The 13,041-nt window shown below is 48.1% G+C and carries 10 protein-coding genes; 2 read left to right on the forward strand and 8 right to left on the reverse strand.

The window, feature by feature from the left end; translation table 11 throughout:
- Positions 1-604: 604 nt before the first annotated feature.
- The 8 genes from KJS52_RS20335 to KJS52_RS20370 form a co-directional block, all read right to left on the reverse strand.
- Positions 605-1,372, reverse strand: coding sequence for a glycerophosphodiester phosphodiesterase family protein (locus KJS52_RS20335; protein WP_246563815.1), 768 nt, complete (start codon positions 1,370-1,372; stop codon positions 605-607).
- Between the two features lie 603 nt (positions 1,373-1,975).
- Complete coding sequence (locus KJS52_RS20340) at positions 1,976-3,301, reverse strand: ABC transporter substrate-binding protein (RefSeq protein ID WP_213518931.1); 1,326 nt, start codon at positions 3,299-3,301, stop codon at positions 1,976-1,978.
- Between the two features lie 45 nt (positions 3,302-3,346).
- Entirely contained in the window at positions 3,347-4,177 is an 831-nt protein-coding gene (locus KJS52_RS20345; RefSeq protein ID WP_213518932.1) for a carbohydrate ABC transporter permease, read from the reverse strand.
- A 39-nt stretch (positions 4,178-4,216) separates the two neighbouring features.
- Positions 4,217-5,095 carry a carbohydrate ABC transporter permease gene (locus KJS52_RS20350; RefSeq protein ID WP_213518934.1) on the reverse strand — a complete coding sequence of 293 codons (879 nt, stop codon included), beginning with the start codon at positions 5,093-5,095 and terminating at the stop codon, positions 4,217-4,219.
- Positions 5,088-6,137, reverse strand: coding sequence for an ABC transporter ATP-binding protein (locus KJS52_RS20355; RefSeq protein WP_213518936.1), 1,050 nt, complete (start codon positions 6,135-6,137; stop codon positions 5,088-5,090). Before KJS52_RS20355 ends, KJS52_RS20350 begins: the two co-directional genes overlap by 8 nt.
- Before the next feature lie 26 nt (positions 6,138-6,163).
- Entirely contained in the window at positions 6,164-6,925 is a 762-nt protein-coding gene (locus KJS52_RS20360) for a DeoR/GlpR family DNA-binding transcription regulator (RefSeq protein WP_213518938.1), read from the reverse strand.
- A gap of 158 nt (positions 6,926-7,083) precedes the next feature.
- Positions 7,084-8,304 carry a sn-glycerol-1-phosphate dehydrogenase gene (locus KJS52_RS20365; protein WP_246563817.1) on the reverse strand — a complete coding sequence of 407 codons (1,221 nt, stop codon included), beginning with the start codon at positions 8,302-8,304 and terminating at the stop codon, positions 7,084-7,086.
- A complete protein-coding gene (locus KJS52_RS20370; protein WP_213518940.1) occupies positions 8,291-9,109 on the reverse strand; it encodes an HAD-IIA family hydrolase in 819 nt (272 codons plus the stop codon). Before KJS52_RS20370 ends, KJS52_RS20365 begins: the two co-directional genes overlap by 14 nt.
- A 597-nt stretch (positions 9,110-9,706) precedes the next feature.
- On the opposite strand from KJS52_RS20370, the gene KJS52_RS20375 reads away from it, so the two are divergent.
- Positions 9,707-11,710 (forward strand): glycoside hydrolase family 127 protein, encoded by a 2,004-nt coding sequence (locus tag KJS52_RS20375; RefSeq protein WP_213518942.1) that lies wholly within the window; start codon positions 9,707-9,709, stop codon positions 11,708-11,710.
- 65 nt (positions 11,711-11,775) lie between these two features.
- On the forward strand, positions 11,776-12,813 hold the full coding sequence (locus tag KJS52_RS20380; RefSeq protein ID WP_213518944.1) for a LacI family DNA-binding transcriptional regulator: 1,038 nt from the start codon (positions 11,776-11,778) through the stop codon (positions 12,811-12,813).
- Positions 12,814-13,041 lie beyond the last annotated feature (228 nt).

Raw genomic sequence — 13,041 nt, forward strand, 5'->3', positions numbered from 1 at the left:
ATACCCCACATGCCCATTAAAATGTGAACCTCCATATAACGAAAATTTTTTAAAAGCCACTTTTAGTAGGCTTATTTTGTTATGCCCACTTTTTTCTCAGCAGTTACTTTAGCATTCTTTCAAACTAGCTCCTTATGCCATCAATTGGTTCGCATTGCTCGCATCTTTATGGTATACAGTATTGTTAACTTGCATCGTTTCGATACCATTTAACGAAGAATAGAGGGCTTTATTTGGAAAATGAAAGGGAAGGAACGGGTGGGACACGGTCTACTTAATGGAGTTACAAAGAATATGGGATAGAGGGGAGAGACTGAGCTGTAAGTCTCTATCCAAAGTTAAAGGGAAGGTTAAAGAATCTGGATAACGTTAAATGGTCAGCTTGAAGGTGATGGAAATTCTAACGAATATGCATAACCTTAAGTAAGGAAATCTGCCTCAAATACGGGGAAAACCGCCTAATACGACGCTGTATATTCCTTAGCATGAGAAAGGCTTCATTGGTCATAAATAACGTTATCCAGCTTCCTTAGCGATTAGCGATCCCTTTATCAGCCTTTCAACCCTTTACTTTTCAGATAGCCTTTGATCACTAGCCTTCGCTTTAAGCTTGCTCCAGCAGTTTTTTCAATTGTAGCGCAGGCATAGGGTTGTTGCAGGTCATAACCGTTGCACCTGCACCGACAGAATAAAGCACATCCTGCGCGGTATCAGGACAATAGCTCCAAACCTGCTTACCCATGTGCTTAAACAGCTTGACGTCGCTGCGGTTCAAATGCGACATTTCCAGCGCAATCGCCCACATTTTTGAGTAGGTGCCCTGTTCTCCTTCAACGAAGTTAGTCATTTTATCGCCGCGAAAGCCTTGTGTTTTAGCGGCGTAGCGGTCATGCAAATAAGCAATAATTGCAGCATCGAAGCATGTAAACACACAGCGCTCATATAGGCTGAACTGTTTAAGCATGGCAATCGCGGCGTCAACAACCTCCTCGGCATCAGAGCTTGGCTTAACCTCGATATTAAGCAATAGGTGGGGGTAGGCAAGCATTAGCTGACAAAATTGCTCAAAGCTCGGAATTTTAAGTCCGGCAAAGCTTGGCCCCATCCAGCCACCGGCATCAAGCGCCTGCAGCTGCTCCCAGGTCATCTCGCCAACCTTGCCGCTGCCGTTAGTCGTACGATCAACCGTTTCGTCGTGGATAATGACAACTTGCTTATCCTTGCTCATGCGCAAATCAAGCTCCAGCATATGCACGCCAGCGGCTACAGCCTGCTGAAAGGACAGCAGCGTATTTTCGGGATAAGCCGCCTTATAGCCGCGGTGACCGGATACAATAATTTGTGCAGAATCCGTAATTGATTCAATCAGCATTTAAATCCTCCTTAAAAGTGGAACATATCAAGTCTCGGCGGTATCAGCGCTGCGGAGTAAAGCATCCTCCAGTCGCTTTTTAAATCAGCGCTCCGGAGTAAAGCATCCTCCAGTCGCTTTTTAAATCGTAATGCTCTTATTAAATTTTTTAAGGTAGCATTACGATGTTAAAGGCGACCCACTTCGTTTTACGGATGCTTTGCTCCTCCGCTGTAGCTTTTTTTAAAGCAGAACCAAGAAGGTTGGACGCTAGTAGAAAACGAGGAGCGCAGTGTAGAACGTTGCTACGTGAGCACCTAAAATGTTTCCGTAGGAAGCATACTTCGGAAGCAAAAGCCTTCGCTAGCGTTCAAGATTCGCCGCCGACTAGGCTACAACGCAATTACATCGTCATCAAAGTCGAACTTTTTGATCATCCTCTTCCAATGAAAGAACAAAAATTCGGCTTTCAGGACCAAGAAGCTTGGACGCTAGTAGAAAACGAGGAGCGCAGCGTAGGCACTTGCTACGTGAGCACCGGAGTTTTCGCTAGCGTTCAAGATTCGCCGCCGACTAGGCTACAACGCAATTACATCGTCATCAAAGTCGTATTTTTGATCTACCTTACTCAGAGAGGAGTCTTTCTGCTTCCTTTTGGAACCCCTGCAACGTCCCTGCAATATCCTCGCTGTCGTACATAATCGCTTCAATAGCAGAGAAGAACTCATGCATAATTGACGGCCAAGCTACGTCTTTGTTCGTATCTACTGCGTATTGCAGCTGCTCATATGCTGTTTTTCGAACGGGCTCTTTTTCCCATTGCTCTTTGATCATGTCGGACTCGATCATGGCATGGGTAACCGGCAAATAGCCTGATTCGACAATGAATGGAAGCGCGCCATTTTCATCAGTCAGCATCCATTTCATAAATTCCCATGCAGCATCCTTGCTATCGGAATCTTCAAGCATGACAACGTTAGCGCCGCCAGTTGGTGTTGCAAACATTTCATTTTGCGGTAAAAATGCTGTTACATATTCAAAATCAACATTTTGGATAAGGCCGCCAATTGTACCCGTAGATTGATATAGTATGGCAAGCTTGCCTTCTGTAAACATGCCGTTCACGATATTGCCAGAGTCAGCGGATGGCGGATAGAACAATGCGCCAGTGCCTTGCATATCTTTCAAGAAGCCAAACACTTCCTCACCAGTTCCGTCCGTTACAAATGGAACTGTTGTACCTGCTTCATCAAAGAAACGGCTGCCTGATTGCGAGATCATCGCCAGCGGATACCAGGTATCATACGGCATCGACATGCCGTAGCGTGTAATTTCATTGTCTTCCTTAACAACTGCTGCATTGGCAACGGCCTTTAGCTCCTCCCAAGTAGTCGGCACGTCCATGCCCAGCTCATCCAAAATGGTTTTGTTAACATGCATAATTGGTGTGGAGCGGTTAAGCGGCAAAGACACAAGCTGATCATTAAAGGTGGAGTGACCCATTAGTCCTTCGATAAAATAGGACTCATCCATGCCTGACTGCTGCAAAAACGGATTTAGATCAGCCAAAACCTCGGAATCAGAAAACATTTGCACATAAGCGCGTTCCAGCATGGATACATCAGGACCTGTAGCTGAAGCGATCGATTGCTGAAGCTTAGTTACGGTTTCGTCATAGCCGCCCTGAAACGTTGCAACTACTTCGATGTTGTCGTGCGACTCATTGAAGCGCTTGACCATCGCGTCGATTCGTTCGCCGTTCGCGCCTCCCATAGAATGCCAGAAATCAATGGTTACTTTTTCGGAGCTTGCGTTGCCGCTTGCACTGGAGCTTGAGCCGTTGTTGCTGCTTTGCGGTGTTCCAGTGTTGGAGCTGCCTCCATTGCTGCTGCACGCTGCAAGCATGCTGATCAGAAGTGTGAGTACAATTGCCATTGACAGTTTTTTCATTTGATTAATCCCTCCACATTTGTATATGTTAGAAGCTTTCGCAGGCTATTTGATACCGGAGTAAACAAATGCTTTCACGATTTGCTTCGAACAAAAGATGTAAACGAGCAAGATCGGCAAAACGAGAATGACGTTGCCCGCCATAATGACATGCCAGTTGCTGATTCCTTCTGTTTCGCGCAGCATGGCGATTCCGATTGTTAACGGGCGAACCGCTGCCGAGTCCGTCATCACTAAAGGCCAAAAGTAATCATTCCAGTGACTGACGAAGCTGAACAGAGCAATCGTTGCCAGGGCAGGCTTGGACATAGGGAGCATAAGCTTCCACAAAATTTTCAGCTCGCTGGCGTTGTCGAGACGGGCCGCTTCAATTAGCTCCTCCGGCACCTGCTTGAAATATTGACGCAGCAGAAAAATGCCGAATGCATTGGTCATAAACGGAATAATTTGCGGCAGCAGCGTGCGGCCAATTCCCCAATCCGCCATCATGAGATAAACAGGAATAAAGGTGACCTGACCAGGTATCATAAATGCCAGCAGCACGAGGCTGAACAGAAAGCCGCTTCCTCTAAAGGAGTATTTGGCAAAGCCGTAGGCAGCCGGAATGAGCACGACCATCTGCATCACAATAATGGACAGCGTAATAATAATTGAGTTTTTGAAGTAAGTGCCGAACGGTCCTGCCTCCAGCGCAGTCAAATAGTTGACAAACTGCGGAACCGCTGGCACAAGCGTTGGCGGATAAGCCAATGTCTCGCGAAACGTTTGCAGCGAGGTAGAGATCATCCACAGAAAAGGGAAGATAAACACCATCAGCAGACAAAGCTTGAGCACATACTCCAAAACTCGCCGGGCGATCGGAAAAACTTGAGTCATTGAAGCTCCTCCAGACTTTTTGAGTACAGACTTGAAACGTTATTGATAGTGCACCTTTTTCGCCAGCATACGGAAGTAGACAAATGTTAAGATGCCGATAATAGCCATTAGCACCATGCCTGTTGCCGAGGCGTAGCCGATATTGGTTGTCCGGTTTTGATAGATGTAATAGACGATCGTATTTGTTGCATTGTTGGGACCGCCGTTCGTCATCATGCGGACGGTATCAAACACTTTGAACGAGCCAATGGTCATAATGATCAGTATGAAAAACAATTGCGGTGAAATCATGGGCAGCGTAATTTTGTAAAAGACCTTCCAATTGCTGGCGTTATCGAGCGACGCTGCTTCATAAATCGAAGGCGAAATGCCCTGCAGCGCAGCGACAATGATCAGCACATAATAGCCAATGCCTTGCCATACGGATACGATGATGACAGACAGCAGCGCTGTATCCGAGCTTTGCAGCCATTGCGAGGTCGGCAAGCCCAAGCTTTTCAGAGCAAAGTTCAGAAAACCGAGATTAGGCTCCATCATCCATAGCCAAACGAGCGAGATCGATACAATCGACACAATATGCGGCGTAAAGATGCCGGCCTGCACAAAGGCATTGAGCTTAGTTGAGCGCTTGAGCCACACCGCAATCGCCAGAGAAATCGCTAGCGTCAGAACGACTGTGCCAAATGTGTAAACAGCAGTGTTGAATAACGATTTGTAAAAGTCATCACGCGCAAAAATAGCAGCGTAATTTTCAAGTCCGACAAATTTACTTTTGGCCGGGTTCATCAAATTGTATTTGTAAAAGCTTAAATAGCCTAAGTACAGCACGGGGTAGATAACAAATACAGCGATACCGAACATAGCCGGAAAAACAAGCAGATAGGGCAGCACAGCTTTCATAAACCGATGTTTATCCATAGCGGCGACCTCTCAGCAAGTCCAAGCTTTGCTCATAGGCAGGCTCGCTTGGTGCGATTCGCTTTTGCCGGGCATCAAAGAAATGCAGCTTGTCCTGTTTAACGGCAATATGCACCTCATCGTCGACGCGGAAGCTGTCATCGATGCTTTTGATCATAAAGCTGCCATGCTCGGTTTTAAGCTGATAAATCGTTTCAGAGCCGAGCATTTCCCGCGTTACAATGCGGCCATGTGCGGCAAAAGCTCCCAGAAGCTTTTCCTTGCTCAGGCTGGCGCTTTCCGGGCGAAATCCGAAGCTGAATCCGTCTGACATTGCACTAATGTTCATAGGCGGAACACCAATAAATTGCGCGGTAAACGCATTGCTTGGCGTATGGTACATCACCTCTGGCGGAGCTTCCTGCTGGATTTCGCCTTTGTTCATCAGCACGATTTTGTCGGCCATCGACATTGCCTCGACCTGATCATGCGTTACATAAACGAAGGTAGTGCCGAGCTTTTTATGAAGCTCGATCAGCTCAATCCGCATTTGTACGCGAAGCTTGGCATCCAAATTGGACAGCGGCTCATCCATTAGAAACACGGCCGGCTTTTTCACCATAGCGCGCGCCAAAGCAACACGCTGGCGCTGTCCGCCAGACAATGTCGATGGCTTGCGATCCAAATAGTCGCTCAAGCCAACCGTTTCCGCGATGCCCTCCACGAGCTCGGTGCGCTCTGCCTTTGGCACCTTATTGTTTTTAAGGCCAAATTCAATATTTTCCCGCACAGACATCGTCGGATAGATGGCATAGTTTTGAAACACCATGGCGATGCCGCGCTGTCCTGGCGCAACCTTGGAAACATCCTTGCCGCCGACATATATTTGTCCCGATGTTTGCACCTCAAGACCAGCGATCATACGCAGCAATGTCGTTTTGCCGCAGCCTGAAGGACCAACAAGCACCGTAAATTTACCATCCTCTATATCGAGATTAAGATCCTTGATGACGTCGTGCTTATCGAATGTTTTCGTAATCTGCTTTAGCTGAATCGAGGCCATCCGTTCACTTCCTTTCAAAATTTTAGCTACACGACATGCACTTGAATGCCGCTTTCCTGGAATGCTTGAATGTCGCTTTCATCGGCCTCCGAGCCTGTAATAAGCGAGTGGATAGCGGATGCAGGAGCAACCGTATGGAGCGAAAGCTTTCCGAGCTTGCGATGGTCGGTAACGACGATGATTTCGCGAGCAGCACGAATCATGCCTTGCTTGGCAGGAACGAGCTGCGACTCCGGATGCATTAAGCCATGCTGAGGATGCAGCGCTGGCGTTCCGATAAATGCTTTGACCACATGCAACGATTTCAAGGCGTAGTCGGTCAGCATGCCATTAAGCATATAGCTGGACGGATACAGCTCGCCGCCAGTCAAAATAACCTTTACCCCTTTGGCATCCTTCAACTCGCTGGCGACATTGATATCGTTGGTCACGACCGTGAGATTCGAGTGATGAACCAAATGCTTGGCGATATGAAGCGTCGTCGTGCCTGAGTCGATGATGATATGATCGCCGTTCTGTACAAGACTGGCAGCAAATTTTCCAATGCGGCTTTTCTCATCGGTGCTTTGCTGAGAGCGCTCGGCAAATGATGGCTCGTCATCAGTCCACTGCTCCATCACGACGCCTCCATGCGTACGCTTCAAAACGCCTTCCTGCTCAATTTCCGTCAAATCCCGCCGAATCGTAGCCTCATGAACATGAAATTGCTGAGCCAACTGGCTAACCGTAGCGGAATTATGCTTGCGCACATACTCCAAAATCAACCTTTTTCTCTCTGCAGCTAACATCCTTATACCTCCTAAAACTTTTCATGTGCATCAAGTCATAGCTTCCTGTATCCATGAAAAGTACGACGGAAGCGTAGGCTTAACTTTTTGCGAATCTTACGTTTGTGCTTCCATGCGAGCAAAAAGTCGCAACGGAAGCCTAAGCTTAACTTTTTGCTTCAAGCTCCTGAACGACTGTTCATGTGACCAGTCTCCATATTGTAGGCGTGCAGCAGGGTGTAGCGTTCTGGTCTTACCAGATGCGCCTCGCTCATGCTTCTGGCAACGAGCTCCTGCGCAATGCCAAGCTGGTGATAGCTGGTCGGACCGCCAACCTGGGCAAGCAGGGCGCTAAGCTCGTCCGCAGCAGGAATAGCGGAAATATGCTGCTTAATTTCATCCCAATGGCTTGCGATATTCGAGTTCAATTTTGCCTGCAAACCCCAATCCTGTTCTTGAAGCTGCTTGTACAGCTTGGCGATTTCAATCGTTGCACAGCCTACCTTGGCACCGTGCAGCAGCTGCTTTTCGCCATGCTTGAGATATTCCATCTCCCAATAATGAGACAAATGATGCTCTGCGCCGGAAGCGGGGTGGGAGTGGCCGAACAGCAGCATCGCCACACCGGATTCCATTAGAGCGCGGGTGAGCAGGGCGATCCCTTCCTCATCGCGTTTTGCAATTTGCCCGGCGCAGCTCACGCTATGCTGCAGCGCATGGCGGGTAATAAGCTCTGAGGCGAGAGAATAAGGCTCGCCGCTTGTTATAGCGCCAAATTTCCAGTCAAACAGCGATGTATATTTGCCGAGAATGTCGCCAAAGCCTGCGGCAATCATTGGCTGAGGCGCTTTGACCAGTACATTGAGATCGGCGAACACAGCCTCGGGTCCAATGCTAATAATCGTTTGCTTATAGCCGCGAATAATAATCGGAGCACCCTTGGAATTGAAGCCATCAACTGAAGGGGCTGTCGGCACGGATATAAAGCGCAGCCTGGATGTGTAGGCCGCATAGCGTGCAATATCATGCAGCGTGCCGCCGCCAACCGCTATGACAACGTCTGCGTGGTTATGCTGAATATCAAGCAGCACCTGCACAATCGCGGCTTCGTCGGCGATAACGTCTCCAATGCTGTTGGCAGTTACACAGGTTGTAAAGGCTTGAAAGCCTTTCTTGCCGAGAATAAGCACCAGTTCCTTGCCAGCCGCAGCATAAGTATGCTCGTCAACTACTAGCTGGACGCTTCTGTAGCCCTTTTGCTCAACATGATCCGCTATGCGGTGCAATGCTCCTGCTTCAATGCAGATGCTCGCCATCTGCTCTTGAAAATGCTGATAGGTTGCCTGATCAAGCAATTGCTGCAAGCTTGAACCGCCGCCTATGTCATTACGTTCTGTCAATATGTCCAACTCCTGTAGTGTAGTATCCTTGAATAAAGCTCCATACATGTGGCGCAATCCAGGTTGGCTGCCATGGGCTCGCCTGCACTTGCTTTTCCATCGTTGAGCCTGACAGCACAAGCACGGATTTCATATTCGCTTTTTGCGCAAGCTGAATATCCGATTTGAGGCTGTCGCCGATTACGATGCATTGCTCTGGGGGCAAGCCTAGCTGCAATAGAGCAGCCTCCGCCATCATGCTGGAAGGCTTGCCGGCGACAAAATCGACATTTTTATTCGTTGTGGCAGTAATCGCACCGATCATGCCAGCTACGTCGATGCAATCGCCATCCTCTCCGGGAAAGCTGCGATCCTGGTTGGTTGCGATAATACGAGCTCCGGCCCGTGCAGCGCGAAACGCCTGATTCAGATCATGGTAGGTGACATGCTCATGCAGCGTAATGACCAGCCAGTCTGCCAGTTCAGGCTCTTCGGCTAGCTGCAGGCCATGAGCCTGCAGCTCCTCGGCAAGACCGCGATCTCCCAAAGTCCACAGCAAATGATGCTTGTAATAGGTTGATAGAAAGCGCGCAGTAACGGTTGAGCTTAAAATGATATGATCAATTGAAACCTCTATGCCCAATGCCTTCAGCTTTGCCTGGCACATGGTACGCGAATAGTTTCCACGATTGCTTAAAAAGACAAACGGAATTTGCTTGGCTTGCAGCAGCTCTACCGTTTCACGTGCCCCAGCGATCAGCTCATTGCCTGCATAAATCGTTCCGTCCAAGTCGATGATGAAGCCGACTTCCTGTTTATTGTTCACGGCTCATTTCTTCCTCTCTAACAGAAAATGCTTGTTTATGCTTGTTTTATCGTTAAGACAAGCTCGTTTTTGCTCGATTTCATTGTAGGCATCAATTGTAAAATGGTTGTTATCGACGTATGAAGAAATTGTTAAGCTGTGTAAAGATCAAGTAAAAGCAAGCAATAAATAGCAGAACATCAGGTAGCGAGCTTGCTTGCAGTGCTAATAGATAGAAAAGTTCATTTATGAGCGAGTGGAATGTAAGTTTGCCTAAATGTTCATTTATGCTCGTTTGTAAGCTTAAGCTGGCAAACTGTATAGAGGATTCATTTAAATAAAGCTATCGGCACAAAATAAAGCGCTTGCTAATCAAGCGGCAGCTATGCTATAAAATAAATATAGTGTTTAAACGTTTAAATTAATCTTCCGATAGCAGCGCACTTAAACCTCTATTTTCAGTACAATAAACTAGCTTTCTCGCTTCTGATTCATATGTTTCCTGCCTGTTTTTTGACAAATTCCACAATACCGGCAGCGAAATCTGTAGAGATTAATTTAAACGATTAAATGGTCAGTCGCACATATAGAGAAGGAGTAGAAGGGAGAAAAGAGAGAATGAACATTAGTAAAATAAGAGAGCGCACCTTGCCATTAAAAAATGTAGCAATTCGCGATCATTTCTGGTCGCATTACATACGTCTGGTGAGAGAGGTGGTTGTGCCCTATCAATGGGAAGTGCTTAATGATCGCGTGCCAGAAGCTGAGCCAAGCCATGCTGTGCGCAATTTTAAAATTGCTGCCGGAGAGGAGCAAGGAGAATTTGGCGGCATGGTTTTTCAGGATAGCGATGTTGCCAAATGGCTTGAAGCAGTAGCTTATTTGCTGCAAACTGGCCCTGATCGAGAGCTGGAGGCTGCTGCTGATGAGATGATCGATATTATCGCCAAAGCGCAGCATGCTGACGGATATTTGAATACTTATTTTACACTAAAGGAGCCTGAAGGGCGCTGGACCAATCTGGCGGAATGTCATGAGCTGTATTGCGCGGGACATATGATCGAGGCAGCGGTAGCCTATTACGAGGCAACGGGCAAGCGTAAAATTATTGATGTAGTATGTCGGTTTGCCGATTATATCGACAGTGTGTTTGGCAGCGAGCCTGGCAAGCTGAACGGCTATGACGGTCATCAGGAAATTGAGCTGGCATTGGTCAAGTTATACCGCACCACAGGAATTGAACGCTATTTGCGGCTAAGCCAGTACTTTCTTGATCAGCGAGGCAGCAGGCCGCACTTTTATTTTCGAGAATTCAAGCTGCGCGATGGCAAGGTTCATTTTCTCCAGCTGGATATGGCGCATGATTTGAAGTACAGCCAATCCCACAGGCCGGTAAGGCAGCAGGATGAAGCGGTCGGTCATGCGGTCCGACTCGTTTATATGCTGTCCGGCATGGCCGACGTTGCGGCTGAAACCGGGGACGCGAGCCTGCTGCAGGCGTGCCGCAGCATATGGAAAAGCATTGTCACCAAGCGAATGTACATTACAGCAGGCATAGGCTCAATGGCGTATGGCGAGTCCTTTACCGCCGATTATGATTTGCCAAGCGATACAGCATATGCTGAAACTTGCGCCTCAATCGGGCTCATCTTTTTTGCGCATCGCATGCTGCAGCTCGAGCCTTCCAGCGAATATGCCAGCATTATGGAGCGGGCGCTGTACAATACAGTAGTCAGCGGCATGGCGCGCGACGGAAAAAGCTTCTTTTATGTCAATCCGCTTGAGGTCGATCCGCGCCTGTTTGGCAAAAACCAAATATATGATCATGTGAAGCCGATTCGCCAGGAATGGTTCTCCTGTGCCTGCTGCCCACCGAATATTGCTCGGCTTCTGGCATCGCTCGGCCAGTACATTTATACCGTGAAGGGGGATACGCTATATACTCATCTCTATATTGGCGGTCATGCGAAAATAGACTGGGAGGATGGCTCATTTGAAATTGAACAGAGCGGCAATTATGCCTGGGAGGGACAGGTAAAGCTTAACATTGCCGCGACCTGCAGCCATGCGAAAACAATTGCGCTGCGTATTCCGGACTGGTGTGACGGAGTCAAAATTGAAATTGACGGCGTACCCCTGGAGCTTGAACAACAAAGGATAGAGCACGGTTATGTGACAATAACTCGCCAATGGGCAGCTGCAACAGAGATACGACTTCTATTCGATATGCCGATCAAAAAAATGAAAGGACATCCGGCGCTCAGGCATACAGCTGGCAAGATCGCTTTGCAGCGCGGCCCGTTCATTTACTGTCTGGAGGAGGCTGATAATGGGGAGCATCTTCATTTGCTGGCAATACCCGAGAATGGCGGGCTGGAAGCGGCATATGTTCCTGAGCTGCTTGGAGGTATAACGGTTATCCGGGCCGAGGCGCTCAGGCAGGTGGCTGAGCCATGCGACGATCGTGCAGCTTTGTACGGCAATACTTTGGCATTGTACGGCGATGCCAGCAGCATGAATTGGCGCGAAGCAAGCTGCCAGGCTACCTTTATTCCATATTATGCTTGGGCAAACCGTGGCATGGGAGAAATGACGGTTTGGGTACGAGAGCGTCTCTTGTAAAAGCGGCAGCAGTGTGCTATAACCGAAAAAGGATCTAAACGTTTATACAGTTAGGGGATGCTAAGGTGCGCAGAGTAGGGATGAAGGATATAGCAGCAAAGGCTAATGTGTCCGTGGCAACGGTGTCTTACGTCATTAACGGCACACGCAATGTAAAGCCGCAAACACGCGAACGGGTTATGAAGGTCATCGAGGAGCTCAATTACACGCCCAATGAAATTGCCAAAAGCTTGAAAATTAAACGAACGAATACGATTGGCGTCATTGCTGAGGATGTGACAGTATTCAATGTTCCCGAAATTATCGATGGCATTCATGACTATGCCGATCAGCATGATTTGCATATTCTTCTTACCAATATGAGATTGTTCAAGCGGATCGGGCATAACTATTCCGATATGGAAACCTACCGCCATCTGGCCGAAAATGCTGCAACCAACCTGCTGTCGCGGCAGGCGGAAGGGATCATTTATATCGGTGTGCATCCAAGGGATGTGACAGGGCTGCTTGATGCAAAGGGCAAGCCTATGGTGTACACATACTGCTATGCGCAGCATGAGCTGTCGATTCAATACAATGATGAACAGGCTTCATATGATGCGATGCATTATTTGATTAGCATGGGCCATAAAAAAATTGCCATTATTAGCGGGCTAATGGACTCTTTGCCCTCACGTCATCGCTTTAATGGCTACTATAAGGCAATTACAGAGTTTGAGCTGCCGTTCAATCCTCAATATATTAGGGTAGGCGACTGGGGCTTGCAGTCAGGCTATCAGCTGACGAAAGAGCTGCTGGAATTGGAGGACCGGCCTACAGCGATCCTCATTATGAACGATGTAATGGCGGCAGGAGCGATGCGCGCGGCGCTGGAGATGGGAGTCTCGATCCCGCAAGACCTTTCGATTTTAGGCTTTGATAATCGGGAGTTTAGCGACTTCGCCAACCCGCGGCTGACGACGATGGAGCTGCCGCTGCACGAAATGGGCTACAATGCGATGGAAGCGTTAAGCCAGCTCATTAAGGGCGAGCAGCCGACGAGCGACCGTTCTCCGCTATGCAAACTGCTGGTCAGAGATTCCGTTGCGCCTCCCCGCAGCTAGCTCTTTACTCGCAATTGGCAGCTTGGCAGCTGATTCAACCTGGTTGATAAGCTGCCAAGCCTGATCTACAGTCTGATCTAGAAACTGATCTAAAGCTGATCTAATCAAAAACTACCTCAAAAAAATCTAGCTTAACGCCTCTCAATTTACCTTTCTTGTTTAGTTCGACAACTTTGTTAAACGTTTAAATTAATTGATCTAAAGCGGCTGTTTATAGCTGTACAAGCC

The sequence above is a fragment of the Paenibacillus montaniterrae genome (assembly GCF_018403185.1).
In the GTDB taxonomy this organism is placed as follows: Bacteria; Bacillota; Bacilli; order Paenibacillales; family Paenibacillaceae; genus Pristimantibacillus; species Pristimantibacillus montaniterrae.

Coding starts and splice junctions, on each gene's coding strand:
- KJS52_RS20345 (WP_213518932.1), bottom strand. CDS start 4,177: ATGACTCAAGTTTTTCCGATCGCCCGGCGAGTTTTGGAGTATGTGCTC.
- KJS52_RS20375 (WP_213518942.1), top strand. CDS start 9,707: ATGAACATTAGTAAAATAAGAGAGCGCACCTTGCCATTAAAAAATGTA.
- KJS52_RS20360 (WP_213518938.1), bottom strand. CDS start 6,925: ATGTTAGCTGCAGAGAGAAAAAGGTTGATTTTGGAGTATGTGCGCAAG.
- KJS52_RS20350 (WP_213518934.1), bottom strand. CDS start 5,095: ATGGATAAACATCGGTTTATGAAAGCTGTGCTGCCCTATCTGCTTGTT.
- KJS52_RS20355 (WP_213518936.1), bottom strand. CDS start 6,137: ATGGCCTCGATTCAGCTAAAGCAGATTACGAAAACATTCGATAAGCAC.
- KJS52_RS20340 (WP_213518931.1), bottom strand. CDS start 3,301: ATGAAAAAACTGTCAATGGCAATTGTACTCACACTTCTGATCAGCATG.
- KJS52_RS20335 (WP_246563815.1), bottom strand. CDS start 1,372: ATGCTGATTGAATCAATTACGGATTCTGCACAAATTATTGTATCCGGT.